At 41.8% G+C, this 19,533-nt stretch carries 20 protein-coding genes; 12 read left to right on the top strand and 8 right to left on the bottom strand.

Annotated elements, in window-relative coordinates:
• Positions 1 to 8: 8 nt before the first annotated feature.
• The 4 genes from EWE74_RS06870 to EWE74_RS06855 all read right to left on the bottom strand — a co-directional run bounded on the left by EWE74_RS06870 (position 9) and on the right by EWE74_RS06855 (position 3,513).
• Positions 9 to 887, bottom strand: a complete 879-nt coding sequence (locus tag EWE74_RS06870) for a PPK2 family polyphosphate kinase (protein ID WP_130140743.1) — start codon at positions 885 to 887, stop codon at positions 9 to 11.
• A gap of 12 nt (positions 888 to 899) precedes the next feature.
• Positions 900 to 1,640, bottom strand: coding sequence for a S8 family serine peptidase (locus EWE74_RS06865; RefSeq protein WP_130140742.1), 741 nt, complete (start codon positions 1,638 to 1,640; stop codon positions 900 to 902).
• Between the two features lie 133 nt (positions 1,641 to 1,773).
• Positions 1,774 to 2,691: a helix-turn-helix domain-containing protein gene (locus tag EWE74_RS06860; protein WP_130140741.1), complete on the bottom strand. Its 918-nt coding sequence runs from the start codon at positions 2,689 to 2,691 to the stop codon at positions 1,774 to 1,776.
• A gap of 66 nt (positions 2,692 to 2,757) precedes the next feature.
• Positions 2,758 to 3,513: an SDR family NAD(P)-dependent oxidoreductase gene (locus tag EWE74_RS06855; RefSeq protein ID WP_130140740.1), complete on the bottom strand. Its 756-nt coding sequence runs from the start codon at positions 3,511 to 3,513 to the stop codon at positions 2,758 to 2,760.
• 188 nt (positions 3,514 to 3,701) lie between these two features.
• Here EWE74_RS06855 and EWE74_RS06850 point away from each other — a divergent pair, with 188 nt between their 5' ends.
• The 5 genes from EWE74_RS06850 (at position 3,702) to EWE74_RS06830 (ending at position 9,583) form a co-directional block, all read left to right on the top strand.
• On the top strand, positions 3,702 to 4,361 hold the full coding sequence (locus tag EWE74_RS06850) for a hypothetical protein (protein ID WP_130140739.1): 660 nt from the start codon (positions 3,702 to 3,704) through the stop codon (positions 4,359 to 4,361).
• Positions 4,362 to 4,378: 17 nt separating this feature from the next.
• Positions 4,379 to 5,299 carry a hypothetical protein gene (locus EWE74_RS06845; RefSeq protein ID WP_130140738.1) on the top strand — a complete coding sequence of 307 codons (921 nt, stop codon included), beginning with the start codon at positions 4,379 to 4,381 and terminating at the stop codon, positions 5,297 to 5,299.
• Positions 5,271 to 6,053 carry a LytR/AlgR family response regulator transcription factor gene (locus EWE74_RS06840; RefSeq protein ID WP_206365157.1) on the top strand — a complete coding sequence of 261 codons (783 nt, stop codon included), beginning with the start codon at positions 5,271 to 5,273 and terminating at the stop codon, positions 6,051 to 6,053. Before EWE74_RS06845 ends, EWE74_RS06840 begins: the two co-directional genes overlap by 29 nt.
• 3 nt (positions 6,054 to 6,056) lie before the next feature.
• Entirely contained in the window at positions 6,057 to 7,982 is a 1,926-nt protein-coding gene (locus tag EWE74_RS06835) for a histidine kinase (protein WP_130140737.1), read from the top strand.
• Positions 7,983 to 8,209: 227 nt separating this feature from the next.
• Positions 8,210 to 9,583 carry a hypothetical protein gene (locus EWE74_RS06830; RefSeq protein ID WP_206365156.1) on the top strand — a complete coding sequence of 458 codons (1,374 nt, stop codon included), beginning with the start codon at positions 8,210 to 8,212 and terminating at the stop codon, positions 9,581 to 9,583.
• On the opposite strand, the gene EWE74_RS06825 is transcribed toward EWE74_RS06830, so the two are convergent.
• Positions 9,496 to 10,680, bottom strand: coding sequence for a hypothetical protein (locus EWE74_RS06825; RefSeq protein ID WP_130140735.1), 1,185 nt, complete (start codon positions 10,678 to 10,680; stop codon positions 9,496 to 9,498). The genes EWE74_RS06830 and EWE74_RS06825 overlap by 88 nt on opposite strands.
• Before the next feature lie 210 nt (positions 10,681 to 10,890).
• Here EWE74_RS06825 and EWE74_RS06820 point away from each other — a divergent pair, with 210 nt between their 5' ends.
• The 5 genes from EWE74_RS06820 to EWE74_RS06800 all read left to right on the top strand — a co-directional run bounded on the left by EWE74_RS06820 (position 10,891) and on the right by EWE74_RS06800 (position 15,652).
• Positions 10,891 to 11,223, top strand: a complete 333-nt coding sequence (locus EWE74_RS06820) for a hypothetical protein (RefSeq protein WP_130140734.1) — start codon at positions 10,891 to 10,893, stop codon at positions 11,221 to 11,223.
• 228 nt (positions 11,224 to 11,451) lie between these two features.
• Positions 11,452 to 13,806: a TonB-dependent receptor domain-containing protein gene (locus tag EWE74_RS06815; protein WP_130140733.1), complete on the top strand. Its 2,355-nt coding sequence runs from the start codon at positions 11,452 to 11,454 to the stop codon at positions 13,804 to 13,806.
• 97 nt (positions 13,807 to 13,903) lie between these two features.
• The gene (locus EWE74_RS06810; RefSeq protein ID WP_130140732.1) at positions 13,904 to 14,140 is read left to right on the top strand and encodes a hypothetical protein; all 237 of its coding nucleotides are present in this window, start codon (positions 13,904 to 13,906) and stop codon (positions 14,138 to 14,140) included.
• Between the two features lie 154 nt (positions 14,141 to 14,294).
• Positions 14,295 to 14,828 carry an RNA polymerase sigma factor gene (locus tag EWE74_RS06805; RefSeq protein ID WP_239018572.1) on the top strand — a complete coding sequence of 178 codons (534 nt, stop codon included), beginning with the start codon at positions 14,295 to 14,297 and terminating at the stop codon, positions 14,826 to 14,828.
• A 2-nt stretch (positions 14,829 to 14,830) separates the two neighbouring features.
• On the top strand, positions 14,831 to 15,652 hold the full coding sequence (locus EWE74_RS06800; RefSeq protein ID WP_130140730.1) for an anti-sigma factor: 822 nt from the start codon (positions 14,831 to 14,833) through the stop codon (positions 15,650 to 15,652).
• An 83-nt stretch (positions 15,653 to 15,735) separates the two neighbouring features.
• Here the strand turns inward: EWE74_RS06800 and EWE74_RS06795 are convergent, their stop codons facing one another.
• From EWE74_RS06795 to EWE74_RS06785, 3 genes are all read right to left on the bottom strand, one after another.
• Positions 15,736 to 16,482, bottom strand: a complete 747-nt coding sequence (locus EWE74_RS06795; RefSeq protein ID WP_317125945.1) for a ferritin-like domain-containing protein — start codon at positions 16,480 to 16,482, stop codon at positions 15,736 to 15,738.
• A gap of 112 nt (positions 16,483 to 16,594) precedes the next feature.
• Positions 16,595 to 17,317, bottom strand: a complete 723-nt coding sequence (locus EWE74_RS06790; RefSeq protein ID WP_130140728.1) for a ferritin-like domain-containing protein — start codon at positions 17,315 to 17,317, stop codon at positions 16,595 to 16,597.
• A gap of 124 nt (positions 17,318 to 17,441) precedes the next feature.
• The gene (locus tag EWE74_RS06785; RefSeq protein ID WP_130140727.1) at positions 17,442 to 18,419 is read right to left on the bottom strand and encodes a GlxA family transcriptional regulator; all 978 of its coding nucleotides are present in this window, start codon (positions 18,417 to 18,419) and stop codon (positions 17,442 to 17,444) included.
• Between the two features lie 175 nt (positions 18,420 to 18,594).
• Here EWE74_RS06785 and EWE74_RS06780 point away from each other — a divergent pair, with 175 nt between their 5' ends.
• Together EWE74_RS06780 and EWE74_RS06775 are read left to right on the top strand one after the other, a co-directional pair.
• Positions 18,595 to 18,969, top strand: a complete 375-nt coding sequence (locus EWE74_RS06780; protein WP_130140726.1) for a DoxX family protein — start codon at positions 18,595 to 18,597, stop codon at positions 18,967 to 18,969.
• A 111-nt stretch (positions 18,970 to 19,080) separates the two neighbouring features.
• A complete protein-coding gene (locus EWE74_RS06775) occupies positions 19,081 to 19,533 on the top strand; it encodes an SRPBCC family protein (RefSeq protein ID WP_130140725.1) in 453 nt (150 codons plus the stop codon).

Raw genomic sequence — 19,533 nt, 5'->3', positions numbered from 1 at the left:
TATAATTCTCAACCGTTATCTTCCAGCTCTCTCTTGTAAACAGCTTTGTGCTGTTCGATTTCGGGAGGCATCTCCGGATATTGGATATCTTTATATTTTTTGAGTTTCTCCAATATGATTTTCGCCACTAAATATCTGGAGATAGCTTTGTTGTCTGACGGAATGATATGCCATGGGGCATGCTTCTTGGACGTATGCTGTATGGCTTCTTGGTAACAAGTCATGTACTGATCCCAAAGCTCGCGCTCTTTCAGGTCGCCGGGGGAGAACTTCCAGTTATGTTTTTCTTGTTCCAGTCGTCTGAGGAGCCTGTTTTTCTGCTCGTCCTTGCTGAGATGTAAGAAGAATTTGAAGACAATGGTGCCGTTATTGACCACATGCTGTTCGAAGGCATTGATTTGATCATACCGTGTTTTCCAGAAATCCTTTGGAATATCTTCAACAGTGTCGATGCCGGGGATGTTTTCGTTGAGAAGATATTCGGGATGTACGCGCGTAACCAATACATTTTCGTAATGGGTGCGGTTGAAGACGCCAAACTTTCCTTTTTCGGGCAGGGCAACCGCATGACGCCATAAGTAGTCGTGTTGCAGTTCTTTGGAAGTAGGTGTTTTAAAACTATGCACCACAACGCCTCGAGCATTGAATTTTTGGAAGACCTCCCGGATAAGCGAGTCCTTACCGGCGGTGTCCATACCCTGAAAACAGATCAACACGGCGTATTTGTTGTGCGCATAGATGACATCTTGGATTTTCGCGATTTGCTTTCTGACCTTTTTCAATCCTTCGATAGCTTCTTCCTCCGTGATGTCTGGACGGACATCTGTAGGATGATCAGCCATGATAAAGTGATTGTCCGCCGTGAATTTTTTGAGCAGTTTGTTCATAATTGTTGTGATTTAATGCTGAATCGTGCTGATCTGATCTTTGGAAACACTGACAACGCCTTGCAATTTTTTAAAATGTTCCATGGCTTCATCCACGGATTTACCTTCCGGTATCTTGATGGCCAACCCGTTCAAGGCATTATATTTATAAAGTACTTCTGCGCCATAAGAAGTTGCTTCTTTCGCAATTGCTTCCAACGAAGCTTCTTCTGAAAGCATGATGATTAAGTTCTTGTCAATACCGGTTTCACCACCCGGCACGATCGTGATAACGATGGGTTTACCGCTGGCTATACCACTGATATTTTCTCCTTCATATTGCAAGGTGTATGGGCCGGTCTTTTCTATTTTATATCCCTTTTTCAGGTCAAAGCTCACGGATTTTGTTGCTCCCGGTGCTACCGTATGGTAGGTGTCTGCAGGTGGCGGCATCACCCGGCGGGCCATCGCACCTATATAATTAATTTCGTTGCCTGCACTATCTTTCACTGTAAGAAATTTACTCATCATCCCCTCAAATGGCGTATGGTACTGGGTGAATGTTAAGGTGTCGTCCGTAGGATTGGTAACGGTAAACTTGATCATGATGACATCGTGAAGAGGATAATTCTCTTCGCCAGTTAAAGAGGCATATAATCTAGAATCGCTTTGTGTTTTGTCGCTATGGCTCGCTGCATTTCTTATGGACTTGCATTGTGTGGTCAATCCTAAGATGGCTAATACAACGGCAGATTTTAAGACGTTTTTTATCATTGTTTGTTTCTATTTGGAAAAGATTAATCAAAAGTATTGCCAAATATCACAAGTCGCAATGATCGTTACAAGATAATGTGGGGCACATTGTTAAAGGAGTTTTTTGACAAGTGAGATGCTCTCTGGGAAGAATTTAATTTCGATTAAAGCTCTTTCGAAATTCCAAGGGTGTTTGTTTAGTTTTTTGTTTGAATAGTTTGCTGAAAGACTGTGAATATTCAAAACCGAGTTCGTAAGCAATCTCGCTGATAGAAAGCCCGGTGTTCGATAGTTTTTCTTTCGCACGTTCAATAATTTTGTTTTGGATATGTTGTCGGGCATTTTGTCCGGTAAGGTGTTTTAGTGTACTGCTTAAATAATCCGGAGAGAGGTGTAATTCATCGCTCAGGTATTGTACAGTAGGCAAGCCTTTATCCACCAAGATATCGCTCATAAAATAATGATCCAGTGCTTTTTCGAATCGTGTTAAGATTTCGTGATTGCTTTGGTCTCTCGTGAGGAACTGCCGTTTATAAAAGCGTTCGGAATAGTTCAGCAACAATTCGATTTGGGAAATAATGATGTTTTTACTAAAATCATCCATATTGCCCGAATATTCCTGCTGAATCTGTCGGAATATTTCCAAAATTATTTTCTCTTCTTTTTCTGATAAGAATAGCGCTTCATTCACTTCATAGCCGAAAAATTCATACGTCTTTATCTTCTCCGTAAGGCTGGTGTTCCAAAGAAAATCAGGATGAACAAATAAGATATACCCGGAAGGCGAGCGGTAAATGTCGTCTTTGGTATATTGGACTCGCAGTACCTGCTTCGGAGCAAAAAACGTCATCAAGCCCTCATCAAAATCATAAGATTGCTGCCCGTAACGGTATTTTCCGACAACGTCTTTTTTCAAGGAGATACTATAAAACGATTTCAGATAGTGAAACTCTCCCTCTACCTTATGCAGATCAGCATAATTTATCACACTGATCAATGGATGATCAGGAAGTGGTATACCGTTCAACCGGTGAAATTCAGTAATCGTATCGATTTGGATTAATTCGTTCATATGCTCTTACCCAAGTAAAGAAAAGCAGAAGATACAAACTTCTACTTTTCTTTTTACCTTTTTGTCTTAAATATTCATTCCGCCAGAAACTTCAATACGCTGGGCGTTGATCCAGCGTGCTTCTTCCGTACATAAAAAAGCCACAACGCTACCGATATCTTGGGGTAAACCTGCACGGCCTAAGGCAGTGGCTGAAGCAACAGCTTTATTGTATTGCTCGTTATCACGAACGGCCCCGCCACCAAAGTCTGTTTCTATCGCACCTGGTGCAATGGTATTGGCCCGGATTCCTTTACTGCCCAATTCTTTTGCTAAATAACGGGAGAAAACTTCGATACCGCCTTTCATCATGGCATAGGCGGCATAGCCAGGCATGCAGAATCTTGCCAGACCGGAAGAAACATTGATAATTCCACCGCCTGGATTAAGTATGGGAATAAGTTTCTGTGTTAGAAAGAATACACCTTTTAAGTGGATATTCGAAAGTGTATCGAACTGTTCTTCTGTCGTTTCTGTAATAGAATTTCCAAGCCCGATGCCCGCGTTGTTAACTAAATAATCAATTGTCTCTTTTCCTCGTTTTTCTTTTAGGGTAGTCTTGATCTCCGCAATAACGGCATCAAAGCTGTCTATTTCTGAGGTGTCCAGTTGTACTGCAAAAGCTTTCTGTCCTTTGGCTTCAATGGCTTCAACCACTTTAGCGGCTTCTTCCTTATTGCTTTTATACGTCAGGACAACATCCAGTCCTTTTTCTGCAATGCGCAGCACCATGTCTTTTCCTAAACCGCGGCTTCCGCCGGTTACAAATGCTATTTTACTCATTGTTTTCTTTTTTATAATGACAATACAAAGATCATTCTAATAGATAGACAATTTGTATCTCAAAACGGGATACTTGTAGCTAAAACCGTTTTTCTGGGAATAAAGCCGTTGTCTAACTAATCCTCACTACGTTCAACGGATGTTTTAACATTTTTTTATTAAGTTTACTGTCAGAGAATAAAAAAGAAATGAGCATACGAAATATCCTTTTTACGGTTAGCGTTTTCTTTTTGCTATCTTCTTGTGATTTTGTCACGAAGGCTTATAAGGAGACGTTCGATAAACAACAAACGGGCGATACAGACGCGCCTTCTGAAAATAATGAGGATGTTCATGAACACCCTAAACTGCAGGATGTGCGAGCGTCTAGGACAACTGTTGAAGACATTAACTTGTTGGCGGATGCGGAAAAGTTGGGTGCGGTACAACAGCAGCTCCAGAGGATGTTTCCTGAAAAAACCTTATCTATTTTTCCGCCACATATCTATTTTGAAACGGCCCGTATTCGTCTGCAGCTGGTTGATCCCGATATCCCAGAAAATATTGACTGGTATTACTACAAGGCCGAGACCGACGCTTGGCAGAAAGAAGAACCCGTAAAAACAAGTGTACGGGATAGAAGGAAGCCGATTCAACTGGATGCCATAAAATTCGGTACGGCAAATAGTGTATATGATCAGGTCATCAAAAAGTCAGCGGAAATAGAGGGCGCAAAAGCTCCTACAACCGTCTATTTTAGTTTTCACGTACCGGTTTGGAATTGGAACGCCAGAATTGTCGGAAGCCGTTCGGATTATGAGTTTAAAGCGGACATCGATGGAAAAGAAATCGAATTTAAGAGGCAGTAAATTGAAAAATTAAGCTTATGGGCAGGAAATTTTGGTTCGGGTACATGGCTTTCTTTGTGTTTGTTTTCCCGTTGTTTTTTAGCTATGTTGGGAATTTTATCTCATCGCCTATATGGGCTACCGTGTCTTTGGCGGTCGGTCTTATCGGCTGGATAACATTTATTTACTGGACGTATAAACAGGCGATTGCCCAGCCGAGGAAATTACAGCGTATTATACATTCGTTAGTAGACCAAGGGCTGCAAAGAAAAGGAACCGTTGCCCATAAAAGCTTGTTGAAACAACAGAAGGATGGCAGCGAAATGATAGAAATACTGGTACAGTTCGAAAACTTAGTGGGTACGCCGGTGCAGCAGGTTTTCGCGTTTACAGACACCAAACCGCATCAGAAACGCTATGAAGTTGGACGCAGCATCAACCTGCGGCTTAGTAGAACACCGCAATCACCAAGCGTCGTCGTAGAAGATATGCAAACTAAGTTTTCATGGACATTCGGACTTTTTGCCCTTGCTTTTGTTGTGGTTTATATGATCGGAACGTTTGCTTTCCATTATAGTATGTATAGTAATGGAAAAGGTTGGCGGTTTATGTCGCTGTGGCATCCTTGGATAATGACGCCTTTTACAGGGCTTCTTTTGTTTAACGTAACCGCTATTTTCGGTAAATTGTTCGGTGGTGGAAGCCCAGAAACGGAAGAAAAACTGATATTACAGGGCAAAAAGGCGAAAGCGGTTGTACAGCGTGCGGACCAGACGGGAACCTACATTAATGAACAACCGCAGATTAGGTATACCTTGGCGTTTACGGATGAGCGTGGAAAGAATCATGTGGTATCTATCAAAAGGATAGTTCCGCTTACGGAACTACATCTTGCGCGTACGGGAACGAGGGATATCTTATACCTACCTGATGATCCTGATCAAATTACTTTTTGTTGAAGTGGGGAAGGCGAACAGGATGGCAAAAGTAATCATTATAGAAGACGAGCCGGCTGCGGTAAACGAACTGAAAATCTTGATGGAACAAGAAGAAGGTTTTCAGTTCATGGGACATGCCGGTACCTTGAGAGATGCGCTGAAACTGATTCGGGATCAACAGCCTGATCTTGTTTTTATGGATATCAACCTCTATGATTGCATGGCATTTGACATTTTAAATGAACTGGAATGCCTACCCCAACATATTATCTTCGTGACGGCTTATAACCAATACGCGATTAAGGCTATTAAATATGGGGCATTGGATTATTTATTGAAACCGGTAGACGAGCAGGAATTTAAAGAGGCCATCGTCCGTTTCCATAATCGCCAGGAAAAAGGAGGTATAAAAGAACAGTTTTCTTTAGTGGAGGATGTCCTGCAACAGAACAGCGAACCAAGGTATATCGCGTTGCCGGCGTTGGGGCAGGTGAGAATTGTGCCTTTGGCGGATATCCGCTATTGCCAGGGGGATGGGCCATATACGCATTTTTTTCTCGTGTCAGGCAAGAAAGAGACGGTATCAAAGCCATTGAAATTTTACGAAACATTGCTGCCCGGAGACGAATTTCTACGGACGCATCAATCTTATATCGTCCATATTCCTTTTGTAAAATCGGTCTTAAAACATACATCTATCTTGATGGATGGTGATGAGGAAATTCCGATTTCTTACCGTCGGAAAAGCGATATTATGGCGAAATTAATCCGTTGAATAATGAAGTCTTATGTAGTTCGTTGGTTGATTTTGTTTCTAGGTGTATTTTTATTTTCCTGTAGCGATCATCAGGAGTATACCTCAAAAATTACCCCGCCCGTGGCGGGAAAGATCGATCAGTTGCAGCATATTTCCTTGTCTGCTTCCAACCGGGACTCGTTGATACAGGCTGGAAAAACGTTGCTGCAAATGCCGGATGTTATGGAAAGCAACCTCTATACGGCCAGAGTGAACTATCAATTGGCCAAATGGTATGGCATGTCCAAACAAAACGATTCTGCAGCGTTTTATCTCGAAAAAGCGTTTGAACGTATAGAGGCGGAGCCGGGAAATTTGAATGAAAAAGCACGGGTTTACCAAGGTATAGGTAATATTAGCCTTGCTGAAGGGCATCTGCACCGCGCCAATTACTATTATAACAAGGCCGCGGCCATTGTTTTGGTGGATAGTGCAGTGGATTTGGATGTGTCTGCTAAAGCTTCTATCTTACTGGCGGCCGCGCAAAGCAACCAAAAGTTTCAACGGCTGGAATTGGCTTTGGAGATGAATCGGAAGGCTTTGTCTATTTCCGAATCGCTACCAGAAAAACATATTAACCGCCAACGGCCGCTTACGCAGCTTGTCCAGACGTTGTATCACAGCAAATCCGATGTAGATAGCGTCGGCTATTTTGTGCAGAAACTCGAGAGCTTACAACGTCAGTTCCCGAATGTGTACGATGTGTTTTTTGTTTACGAAAGCAAAACGCTTTATTATGACCTGAAAAAACAGCCGGATTCTGTTTTGAAGTATCAATTAATGAAAACTGATCTGCAGGAACAGGCGGTGGAGAAAAACCCGCTCTCCAGCACGGCCTTAAATAACTTGTTTATTTCGTATGTGAACATCGCGGGTTTATATGCGGATAGGAGAAACTTAAACGATGCCCAGGCTTTCTTTGCTAAAGCTGACCAATTGATGCAACGCCACCCGGCGGTTATGGCGTATGATAATGCCATTGTCTACCATAGGAACTTGGAAAATTTTTATACGCTTTCCGGACGTTTGGCGCAGGCATTGACGGAATCGCGTGAAGTAGCCCGTATCCAAGAAGAGCTTTATGCTACACAAAACACACAGGCCATCGCCGAGATGAACAGCTTGTATGAAATCCAGGCACAAGAGCGTTCTATCAATGCATTGAACGAGAGTCTGCAGATTAAAGAATTGGAATTACAACGGAACCGGTTGTGGCTGACAATGGGAGTGCTGGTAATGTTGATGCTCCTGTTGATTTTTTCTTTCATCTTTTATGGTCTAAGGCAGCGAAGGATAAGGCAGGAGAAGGATAAGGTGATTTTAAGGCAACAATTGTTACGCACACAAATGGAACCGCATTTTATTTTTAATACGCTGACGGCTTTGCAGAGCTATATCCGCCGGGGAGAATCCAAGGACGCTATCCAGTACCTTAGTCGCTTCAGCAAACTGCTTCGGAATTCGCTTGAACTGAGTAGGGAGGAGTGGAGTTCCTTAGAGCAGGAGATCGAAACCTTGAAGCATTATCTTATTTTGCAACAGATGCGCTTTGAGCATGCTTTTTCGTATCGGATCCAATCGCCGGATGGAATGGACACTTCTGAAATCCGGATTCCGCCGATGCTCATACAGCCTTTTATAGAGAATGCTATTTTACATGGGGTGGATATGAAAAGTGGAGACGGTTTTGTAAGTATAGACTTTTCGGAAGCGGACGATCTATTGCGTGTTGATATTACGGACAGTGGCCGTGTAAAGACGGAACGCACCTCCACTTCCAGCCATCGTTCCCTTTCGGGCAATATCAGTAGGGAAAGATTGATGTTATTGGGAAAAAATGCCCGTGTCGAATCGCAAAAGAACGATAGCGGAGGGACGACCGTAACGCTGTTTATTCCCATGGCTTAATTTAACCGTACGAATTGTAATCCGATACCGTCAAATGTTAAACGTATGCATGAATTATGGAGATCTTATACTAACTTGTTTCTAAGTTGTCAAAAACAGACGATATGCGATGGTTGTTCTATATGGATTCTGTTTTTCGGGGCAAGTAATACGGCAGCGGCTATCTATGAATATGAATCGATCGATCCATGATAAGTACCATGAATAACTTACGTAAGCCTTTATGTATGTTGTGGCTCTTCCTTACCCTGTCTTGTGGGGGAGGTTCCTCTGAACAATCTTCTGGAGATAAACCACCGGACAGTGTACCGACAGCCACAGACGACACGAACACGCCTATAGCGGAAATCGGTATGCACATGGCAGACGAATATATACAGGCAAAGATAGCGGCCAGCAAAAAGGTGTTGGAAAAGCAGCTCCGGGAAGGGGCGAATATATACAACGAGGTAACCGATATTCCAAAAGATGCTTTCGGCATGGATGAACTGCAAGCCGTAAGCTTCAATCTGTCAAATTTTCTCTGGAACAAGGGATATCGCGATATCAGAAATGAAGTTTTTGCCAGAAGAATCAAGGAAATTTTTGGCAGGGCGTTACCTACGGACAGTGGCGTGCATTTTCTATACGTCAATCTTTTGGAAGCAGACTGTATTGGCAAACCCATCTACCATCGGAACAACGGTATTGATTACAACGGTTTCTTTATCGTGATGCCGGAAAATTTTATCACGGACTTTTATTACCTACCGGAAATTATCGATTACCGTTCGGAGTATGCGGATTTGGCCGACATGGAAAAGGAACTGCCCGCTGCTTACTGGAGTTCCACATACAAAGCGGAAGTAGGGGTTGAAAAGTGGGTCGATCTGGAAAATCGAACGGACGAATACAATCTTGACCGACAACGGAAATTTAACAGGTTGCTTGTATTGAACCGTAACCGCTTTCTGTTCGAAAACGATAATACCCGCCTGTCTTGGCTACTGGAACACGACCGATTTTTTATGGAGAGCCTCGTGAAGCGTTTTGGCTGGACAGCTCGCGAGGATTTGCTGTATGAGGTGGTGCGCAAAACACCGTTTGTTAAAGCTTATCCCGATGATTTTGGCCGTTTATTTTGGCGACAGGATTGCCAAGGTTCGGTAAAGGTATATGCCAATACCTTCCAGCTTTTACAAAAGCGTTATCGGCCAGATGCAACGTCTGAAATTCGCGGCTTGCTATCGGATATACAGGCATACCTGGAATACATGATGGGGTATTCGGCTGATAAACCCCATTTAACGATCACGGATGAACAGCGGATAGAAATACTGGCGAATATGGTCTATTTTGCCGAACAATATAAATTCAAGAAGAAAGGTAACGGCCAGTCATGGTCAGATCACAGGATGATGGGGAGATTCCGGTTGATGCTCAACGAAAGTCAGCGAAAAGTACTAGCGGAAAACCGTTATTTCGGGCTGCCAAAATTCAAGGAATGGTGGGATGCGGCTGATTACGATGAATACTATGTAGATGGTGAATACAATGGTCCTTGGGGACGGGATAATGAACCGATGACGGAATCGGAGTGGCGGGCATCTTCTTCTTCGTGATCCGGCGAAAAAATCCGTCGCCGCATTGTATCAAATTCATCGATATAGTAAAGATAAATCGATGCTCCCGAGTCGATTTTGACTTCAATCAACTGCTGGGTAGGATGCACAAATTTAGCTAATGATTTCGCTTCTTCGGGTAGTGTGTTCGGACTTTCATGTACTTTGATTAACAGCTTATTATTATAGAAAATCTCATTGTACAGGAGGTAGCCTTTTCGATGTTGTTGGTCATACGCGAGAACTACTATTCGTTCTTTATGGTTGCCGGTACTGTTTTTCTCGGTTAGAACAATCGCGAGTTCCTGGTTGGATTTGCCAGTATGGGTGTTTATGCCCGTGAATGTTCCTATATGGTGTATCTCGTCGGTCTGTCGACGGTCGTTTACGAAAGTATAGTTACTTCCCTCGTCGCTTTTCAAATATTCTACCAAGGCTTCCTTGATGGCGAGCGGTGTATCTCGCTGCCAGGACACACTGGGGTCAAAATAATTTCCGTATTGGCTCCTAAAATCGCATTCGTCTTCCACTTCCAAACGCCCTTGTCCATTGGGTAAGAAGCACAGGAATTCTACCTGTCCTTTCTCGGCCATTTTAAGATAGGTGGTTAATTCGTTGCTCCCCAACCATTTGTCAGCGGACAACTGTTTGCTGTCTTGGCGAAATGGAATGGGACTGAAACGGCTTTTCCGTTCATAAAAATCACCCGCTTTTGGATCATATTGGTGTATTTGTTCGCCGTAGCGGATGATATGTAAGGTATCAGGTAAATTTTGATATAGGGAAGCAACGGATTGATCGAGCAAAGCGCCTTTGGTAAGGTAACCGGTATCCCCGTAAAAATACAGTCCGTCACAACTGTATGCCGCATGCGCTATATCTGCTTCGGGGTGTTCGTAAATGTCCGTTCCGGTAGCTACTTCATCGCTATTCCGTTGATCTTGGCCGGCTTGGTATCTTTGGTATTTCCAATCGTCGATAAGGAGCTGTATTTTATAACCGTACAAATACAGGAAAATGCCACCGAACAGTATCAAGCATAATGCAACGATGATGATGTTCTTTCTATCGATGTTCTTCATTTTTAATCTTTTCATTGTACTACGATGTAATAGCTGCGTACAATTTAAAAGTTTATATATGTCGTTTGGTGCTAAATTTACAATTTGGAACGTTTTACTTATGATTCGCTGTATTCACGGATTGTAACCCAATCCATACGAATTGTAAGCTCTTACTGACGACTTTGTTATTCCGCTTACTTTTGATCAAAAGTGGATGCGATGAATTGGCATGCCGACTAGAACATGAAAACGTTAAAGAAACAGGGCTATATAGCTTCCATGTTGATTTTGGTCACTTGGTTGATGACAGGAATATCTGTTGATGACGAATTTTATGAAGAATACAACATCTTTTTAAAACATCGCCCGACAGGACAATACTATTTTCGCTCGCCGCTCGGCATGCAGGATATGCCCCTGGATTATCCTGCTGATAAAGCAGCGGCCTATTACACCTACCGCGAATTCGTCCTCGAAAAACATTGGTCTTCCGATTTCGATGCTTTGGCATTTTTAATAGTTTTTGGAACAGCTTTTTATGTTGGCTTTGTGATAGTAAAAGCCCTAAAATTATAGCGTTGCTGTCAATTAAATATTGAAATTTATAAAGCTCATAGTCAGTTGTTTAGCTTTTTTTGTTAAAATAGTTGACAATACAACTTCGGTAAAGTGAAGTATATGCTACTCTATTGTATATATTTAATCTAAATAAGAGTTGAAATCTGCAAATATTTAGAGATTACTATTTAATTTATATGCTTAAGCTGGTTCTTCCCAAATGGGAAGAACAAAAAAACTATTACAATGAAATCAGCAATACTATCTATCCTGTTCTCCTATTCTGTAGTGGGATTATTTGCCCAAACAACGTTGTCCGGGAAAGTTTTTAATGGAGATGGACTACCGATACAGGATGCTACTGTTCGCCTTTTGCTCTTACCCGATTCTACGTTGATTATGCAAACCAATGTTTCAAAGGATGGTTCATTCGAAATGCGTGCACTAAAGAGGGGAGAATATATTATGCATTATAGTTCAGTAGGTTATATTTCAGGCTTTAGTGAATCTTATACATTGGCAGACGGTCATCAAACAGCAATTCCCATGTTTCTTCAATCAACAGAGGAGGCAATAGAGGCTGTAGAAGTATTTGGAAAACAGGCGAGTATTCGGCAATACGCGGATAAGATGGTGGTTGATGTAGAGAGAAGTGTATTGGCAGAAGGAAATAATGTGTTGGAGTTACTAGAAAAAACACCGGGACTGGTTTCGGATGGAAAAGGCAATTTTTCTATCCAAGGACGTGCAGGTGCCAATGTGCGTATAGATGGTCGTGATATGTACGTGTCGGGTGAACAACTGGCTAGTATATTGCGTGGATTACAAGCATCTGAAGTCTCAAAATTAGAGCTTATGAGCAATCCTTCTGCTCGTGAAGATGCTTCGGGTACAGCGGGTATTATCAATATTGTGACCAAGCGTAATGCTAAAGTTGGTTTCGGGGGGGATGTATTTTTACGTGCCGCGCAGGGGCGGGAGTTTCATGGTGGCTTAGGTGGTGGCTTACATTACAAAGTCAATGGCATAGATATGTATGTGCAGGGAACTAAAAGCTACGACCGCACAAATAGCCATAATCTGACCGAAAGAAGCTTTTATGACCAAGGGGATCTGCTATCCTTTCAACGACAAAATGAACGGAAAAATCTAGATGATGCGACGTTTCATAGCGTGCGCGCGGGCGCAAAGTATGAATTTGCTGATGGAGGGATACTGGATGGAAGCGTGCATTGGATGGAAGGTAGTTATAAACCGTATGCAACTATCGATATGGATACATGGCGTTATCCTGGTGATGTGTATGCTGAACGTGCAATTAGTAATAATCGCTTTGATGAGTCTTTTAAAAATTGGACATTTAATGTAAATTATTCGAATAAATATGAGGGTGAAGATCACTTTTTGAAATTCAATTTTGATTTTGCTCCCCACGGTAATGACTATAATAACCGTTTTGAAACGGATGTTTTTCATCTTCAGCAGAATACGAACACCTCTACGGGACGTACCAATGTGCAAGATTTGAGCAATACAACTTACGCGGGAAGACTTGATTATAGTAGGCCTCTTGCCGATGCAAGTAAAATTGAGCTTGGCTGGAAAGGAACATACTTTTTTATCAATAATGATGTGGTCAATACCGTATTAGATAATGGTAACTGGATACAGGATATAGCTACTTCTAATCGTTTCCAATATACGCAACATATTGAGGCGCTGTATGCTATTTATTCGGGGAAGTATAAGCAATTCGAGTATCAAGCCGGTTTGCGGGGCGAGTACACGTTTATAAATGCGAATCAGGTTACGTTGAACGAGAAAAATGACCAACGGTATTTCGATCTGTTCCCAAGTGGATCTTTACTATATAACCTGAATGACAATAATACGTTAAGAACATCATTTAGTAGTCGTATAGAGCGACCAGGCGATCATGATATCAATGCGTTTCGTATCTACGAGGACGCCTATAGTTACTACGAAGGAAATCCAGACTTAAAACCGGAGAAGAGCTATATCACCGAAATAGGCCATGGATTTAAAAATAGATTGTTTACTACGTTAGGTGTTTCCTATGGACGGGATATTATCAATTGGATTATTCGTCAAGGAGATCAAGTAGGCGAAAACTTATCCAGACCCGAAAATATTGGACGTTACCTTAATTACAGTGCGAGTGTCATGTATAATCAAACATTGAATTCTTGGTGGACGGCGAGTCACTACGCTAATGCTTTTTATAATGACTATTCGGGTGAGATCGGCAATGTTAACTTAGACGCTAAAGGATCGAGCTGGACCGTGAATAGTCGGCACACGCTACAATTTAAATATGGCTTTCGCTCCGAAATTTCCTTATACTATCTTTCCGGAGTTACAACCGGACCGTCGCGGACAGATCAAAGATATGGTATGGATTTAGCAGCAGAGAAGAAAATGTTTGGTGACCGCGGAATGATCAAATTAGCTGTAAATGGTTTGCTTAGAAATGCTAATCCGCAGCTAACTAGTGAATATGGAGACTTAAAAATATTTTATTCGGATTTTCCAGATAATAGGAAAATCCTATTATCATTGAGTTATCGTTTTGGAAGCTAGCATAATTTATTTAATTAAAGCTCTTTCGGAATTCTATACTGACATACTATTGTCATTCACCTATTTATTTTTGTGTTTAAACAAACAGTAAAAAGGTATGAAAAACGAAAGAAAAGAATTTGACGAGCAAACTTATTCGCTCAAAACTAGCCCCAAAATGACAAATCTGTGGGAAGAACGGGAAACGACAAACAACGAAACTGGTCCCGATGAACCGACGCATGACGAAGAACATTATTCAACGTTAGAAGAGGGTACATTGGTGGAGAGTGATATCGCGAACCACGCACAGCGGCTTGCGGTAAACTATGTTAGGAGCTTACTGCTGTTTTAGCGCCTCTGTGCATCTTCCCGAATTCACTAATTCTCTCCAGACCCGTCGTCTGCCATACAAATGATCAGCAAAATGTGGTATTTTCTAATATTATTACTACATTTGATCGAACAATTACGTCTTGAGCCCTATCCAATATATAGCTGAGAAGGACTTGATTTCTTTATTAGAGAAGCGGGATCGACGCGCATTTAATTACCTCTATGATAATTATTCCGACGCGCTATATGGCGTCGTCTTACGGATTGTGTCGTATAGACAGTATGCCGACGAGGTTATTCAGAATGTATTTGTTAATATTTGGGACAACATACCTCAATTCGATCCCAAAAAGGGAAGATTGTACACTTGGATGATCAACATTGCTCGGCACGCTGCCATTGACTACATCAAGTCTAAAGCTGTCCAAAATGAGCAAAAAAACCAGTCGCTTCCAGAAATCGTAAATAATACAGAGAATCATCAGTTCTTCGTGAAGGAACATGAAAAAAAATCGGACTATATTGGAATAGAAGATGTTATAAAGGGCCTAAAACCAGAGTGGAGATTATTGATTCAAATGGCCTATTACGAAGGTTATACACAACAGGAAATAGCCGATCGGCTGGTCCTGCCGTTAGGGACCGTTAAGACTAGAATCCGAGCAGCATTGCTGCAATTGAAGGTTATATTAAATGAATATCGATAGCCGTGGATATTAGAGAATACATATCGTCAGGGATTATTGAAGCATACGTGCTGGGACTCGCAACGGAGCAAGAAGCTAGTCTATTGGCATGTGTGCGTAAAAGTTACCCAGAGGTAGAGCAGGCTATAGTGGAAGCAGAGGTCGCCTTGGAGGCCATGGCTACAGCCCAAGCAGTCCGACCTGCAGAGCATTTAAAGGATGATATCTGGAATAGAATCAATACGGTTAGCAATGTATTGCCAGCCTCACAAGCCGAGGTAACATTGGAGCAGGAACCTGAATCAGCCCCGTTCCTAAACAAATCAACATCTAAGCTGAAACCTCGAAGCAGAAGCCTTTTGGCAGCGGCGGGATTGCTATTGGCAATGAGTGTCGCAATAAACATTTATATGTATCGCGATAATAGAGCTGCACAGCAAGATTTAGTAGCCGTAAATGCACAAAAGGAGCAAGCAGAAAAATTGCTATCCTCATCTGCTGCGCAGTGGGAGATCATTAATAAGCCAGCCGTTAGGTCTATATTACTAGAAGGAACTCCGGACCATTCCGATCTAAGGGCTAGGGTATATTGGAATACGGAAGAGAAATCTGTATATCTTATTGCCGACCAATTACCACCAGCGCCAGAAGGTAAGCAATATCAGCTTTGGGCCATTGTGGACGGAAATCCCGTCGATGCCGGTTTGGTGCCATTGTCGGAAACACAAACGATGTATACGATGCGCGCTATACCTTCTGCAGAAGCATTTGCTATCACGATAGAGAAAATTGGCGGGAGCGCAGTACCAACCCTCACGGAACTACGTGTAATCGGCAATATTTAATAGACTGTCTAGTCAACTTTTATAAAAAAGCCTGTTTCGGAAGAAACAGGCCTAACTATGGACAACACACTATCGTCCCCACATCAATCGTGTACTATGAATAATCCGGCAATGTCTAAGACACTATCGGCTGTAAGTGGTTCATCAAATGACTGCGTCGCTGCGTTGTCAGAAATCCTACCTGAAATCCCGGGTAGCATACTAATATCGACGCCAGCTTGGACTTTGTTGTCTTCACCCGCATATATAGGATCGACCACTGATCCGATTCCGCTATCGTTGGCCCCTGTAATCCACGGTTTTTGATTCTCGGCAGCGCCACCACGCGCGCGGCGCATCTGTCTGATATGTGATGCGTGCCGTGCTTCTGCGGAATGGATTTGTAAAGCCGCTGTGAGCACCACTTGGTTGCCTTTAAGAATGCCTGCTTGTCCCTTATAAGCACGGACGCCCGTATCTTCAAAGGCTTGTGCCAACGCTAGAAAAGTATCATAATCGCTAAACACAGAATCAAATGTTCCACCGGCTGTAAAATCAAATGTGGGCTTCGGGACGGCTGCATTACCAAGCACTTCTTTTAAGAAGTTTACATGAGCCACTTCGTGGTCCCGAATTGTTTTAATAGCTTGTAAGGGCCTGCCGGAGGGTATGAGTCCTGACTTTTCTGCGGCCAATGTGTAAAACTCCGCTTCGAGATATTCCAGTGTCAATGCGTAGTTAAGGACGCCGGTTACATCCTTTGGCGCCGTCTGCCCATACGCCTTTTTTAGTAAGTCGCTCAACACAAACGGTATAGCTGCAATACCAACCTTCTTACCAAAGGACATCATATTGCGTATTGCTTCGCGACGTGGACTAATACGCTCGTTGAATTCTGGTTCAACAGTCGTTATTGTATCAAATATTTGAAAAAGATTCATGATCGTTGAATTTAATGGTGAATTAATAAGTTGGCAAATCGCTTACGTCAACTTTGGATTTTATAAAAGGAGCTGCAGCCTGCAATACTTTGGTTGGGCTATTAGACACATCTAAACCATTGCTATCTATAACTTCGCTGTCAGCAAAACTGCCATTGTCGATTAAATCGCGAACCAACGCCGCATGGCGAGCTTCTACAGAAACAATCTTTCCAGCCAAAAGAAGATAATCTCCATTGGCAATTAGCCATCCTGCACCATTGTATGCTGATACGCCTAAATCTTCAAATACTTTTGCCGTCGCTAGTACATTCTCTCTATTCGAAAAATTTACTTTAGAAAAATCGAACTCCAAGGGATCTATAGCTTTGTCTCCCAATGCTTTTTTGAAAAATTCCCGATGTGCTATTTCGTGATCACGGATATCAGTGAAAAGCGTTTTCTCCCATTCTGATATGTTCGCGTATGGGTTTTTGATCATCTCGATATAAAAAGCTGCTTCCAATTGTTCAAGCGCATAAGCGTAGTTTAATATTGCTATATCTCCACTACCGAAATAAAAGCCTTTACCACCCATATCATCTGGCGGTGAATCATCTTTTTTACATCCTGTAACGCTGAGAAGTGCTATACCCGTGGCTCCGGCTCCTACTAGCTTTAGAAAATTCCTTCGCTGAAGGATTTTGTCTGGCCGCTCATTGTCTTGAACTGCCAAGTCTTTTGAGGTTGTGTGTGTGTGTTTCATAACCGTTTTTTATTTATATTGATATCTTTATGATAGCATTTACGACAAACGGTTACGTTTGGATTTATAAAATCGTACTTTTTTTGGTTTATGTTAACCTATACATACTTCATAAGGTATTCGATTAAACTTCAGTTGCCACCTTTGCAAACTTGTTTCTGTATTCAATGGGGGTAAGTCCGGTGATTTTCTTAAAGATATCTCGAAACGCTTTCGTATCGGTATACCCCACATCAAACATGATTTCGGTAACATTCTTTCTGGATGCTTCAAAGAAATTTTTGGCGGCCTCTATCCGTACCCGCTGGATATATTCGATGGGGGTGTTATTGGTGGCTTCTTTAAATCGTCTTTCGAAAGTTCGACGGCCTATATAAACTAAATTGGCTAGCGTCTCTATGGACATTTTATGTTGATAGTGCGTTTCAATGTAGTCCTGTACTTCTTGAATAGCATCATCCCCATGATTCCGTTGGCCTTTGAAAATAGCAAATTGAGATTGATTATCACGTCCCATATCCAATGCGAAATATTTTGAAATCATAATGGCTGTTTCCCTATCCGAAAACTTTTCAACCAGATATAGAATCAGATTCCATAGACTATTTGCCCCGCCGCTGCTATAAATATTATCGTGCTCGGTGATAATAGCGCCATCTTCCACTTCTATATCAGGATATCGCTCTTTAAATTCGTTCACATGTGCCCAGTGTGTGGAACATTTCTTGCCGCTAAGTAAGCCTGTTTCAGCTAAAAGAAAGGCACCAATACATAAGCTAGCTAGGCTTGATCCTTTTTCATATAGCTTTTTAAAGTAAGGTATTGCTTCTGCATTGGCTTGGATTCCTTTAACGGTATCCCCAAAGGTCGGCGGAATGATCAATAAGTCTGTTTCGGCTACATCCTGGAGTAACCGATTGGTCTTAATCATGTATTCCCCATTGTTAGCTGGTACATAATCCTGCAAGCCGACGTACTCTACTGTAAAGGCGGGTTTTTTACCGAATACGGTTAAGAACTCGTTGGCGGTTTGAAAGGTTCTAAATGCCGGTGTGACAGCCTCAATAACGCCATATTCAGGTACAAAAACAGAAATCTGCATAACAACGAAATTATTTAGGAGAACAAGTTAGCAAATAGTTTTGTCATAATTTACCCCTAAGGCTGTCGTTTTTACAACAGTTTAGATTTTCTAATAGCACATAACTTTGTATGGTAAGTTATAATAATATTTAAAATTTAAACAACACAATCATAAACTATTAATTTTTACCAACATGAAAAGGAATAAAATAATCTTTTGGGTGGCAACGACCATCATTATCCTTTGGGAGGGCGTTATGCCGCTTAGCACCTTAATATTTTCGCCTCAGTATGCGACCACCGGTACGGAACCTTTAGGCTATCCCGACTACTTTGCTTACACATTAATTATCTGTAAAGCACTCGGTGTCTTGGCGATTTCCTATCCTGGAGTGCCGGCTAAATTAAAAGAATGGGCATATGCTGGCCTTACCTTTAGTTTAATTTACGCATTCATTAGTCACGCTATTGTGGATAAGAATTTTGTGTACATGCTCCTGCCGGTGATCGCATTTGTCATTCTGATGGTTTCGTACGTATATTACCCTAAAATACAAAAAAATGGCTAAGAAAAATTAACTAAGCCATTTCCTGAATCCCTGATTCAAAGGATTATAGCATTTAGAAAGAAAGAAAATAAAGAGCAAAAAAATACGTAGTTCAATACATTAAATTATATTATCATGGAAAATTCAGTATCATTACACAGAGTAATTAAAGCAAGTCCCGAAAAAGTATTTCGCGCATTTTCAGACCCAATAGCGCATGCAACTTGGTTGCCACCTTACGGTTTCGTATGTACGGTACAAGAAATGGACTTTAAAGTAGGAGGGAAGTACCATATGAAATTTATTAATTTCAGTACAGGGAACGGCCACTCTTTTGGGGGAACGTATGTAGATATAAAACCCAATGCGTTTATAAAATTCACCGATAAGTTTGACGATCCTGCAATGCCGGGAGAAATGACAACGACGGTATGGCTAAACGAGGTTTCATGCGGTACAGAGCTAAAAGTCCTGCAAGAAGGAATCCCCGAAATGATCCCTGCAGAGATGTGTTACTTAGGTTGGCAGGAATCGCTTGACAAATTAATAAAACTGGTAGAACCGGAAATACCGGATGGGCAATAA

The organism is Sphingobacterium corticibacterium (genome assembly GCF_004208525.1).
GTDB lineage: Bacteria > Bacteroidota > Bacteroidia > Sphingobacteriales > Sphingobacteriaceae > Sphingobacterium > Sphingobacterium corticibacterium.
Note: the sequence above shows the minus strand (reverse complement) of the source record. Positions and strands in the feature narration are given on the sequence as shown.

Coding starts and splice junctions, on each gene's coding strand:
- EWE74_RS06855 (WP_130140740.1), bottom strand. CDS start 3,513: ATGAGTAAAATAGCATTTGTAACCGGCGGAAGCCGCGGTTTAGGAAAA.
- EWE74_RS06790 (WP_130140728.1), bottom strand. CDS start 17,317: ATGAAACACACACACACAACCTCAAAAGACTTGGCAGTTCAAGACAAT.
- EWE74_RS06810 (WP_130140732.1), top strand. CDS start 13,904: ATGAAAAACGAAAGAAAAGAATTTGACGAGCAAACTTATTCGCTCAAA.
- EWE74_RS06780 (WP_130140726.1), top strand. CDS start 18,595: ATGAAAAGGAATAAAATAATCTTTTGGGTGGCAACGACCATCATTATC.
- EWE74_RS06795 (WP_317125945.1), bottom strand. CDS start 16,482: ATGATGTCCTTTGGTAAGAAGGTTGGTATTGCAGCTATACCGTTTGTG.
- EWE74_RS06840 (WP_206365157.1), top strand. CDS start 5,271: ATGATCCTGATCAAATTACTTTTTGTTGAAGTGGGGAAGGCGAACAGG.
- EWE74_RS06785 (WP_130140727.1), bottom strand. CDS start 18,419: ATGCAGATTTCTGTTTTTGTACCTGAATATGGCGTTATTGAGGCTGTC.
- EWE74_RS06850 (WP_130140739.1), top strand. CDS start 3,702: ATGAGCATACGAAATATCCTTTTTACGGTTAGCGTTTTCTTTTTGCTA.
- EWE74_RS06820 (WP_130140734.1), top strand. CDS start 10,891: ATGAAAACGTTAAAGAAACAGGGCTATATAGCTTCCATGTTGATTTTG.
- EWE74_RS06825 (WP_130140735.1), bottom strand. CDS start 10,680: ATGAAAAGATTAAAAATGAAGAACATCGATAGAAAGAACATCATCATC.
- EWE74_RS06845 (WP_130140738.1), top strand. CDS start 4,379: ATGGGCAGGAAATTTTGGTTCGGGTACATGGCTTTCTTTGTGTTTGTT.
- EWE74_RS06870 (WP_130140743.1), bottom strand. CDS start 887: ATGAACAAACTGCTCAAAAAATTCACGGCGGACAATCACTTTATCATG.
- EWE74_RS06830 (WP_206365156.1), top strand. CDS start 8,210: ATGTTGTGGCTCTTCCTTACCCTGTCTTGTGGGGGAGGTTCCTCTGAA.
- EWE74_RS06860 (WP_130140741.1), bottom strand. CDS start 2,691: ATGAACGAATTAATCCAAATCGATACGATTACTGAATTTCACCGGTTG.
- EWE74_RS06835 (WP_130140737.1), top strand. CDS start 6,057: ATGAAGTCTTATGTAGTTCGTTGGTTGATTTTGTTTCTAGGTGTATTT.
- EWE74_RS06815 (WP_130140733.1), top strand. CDS start 11,452: ATGAAATCAGCAATACTATCTATCCTGTTCTCCTATTCTGTAGTGGGA.
- EWE74_RS06865 (WP_130140742.1), bottom strand. CDS start 1,640: ATGATAAAAAACGTCTTAAAATCTGCCGTTGTATTAGCCATCTTAGGA.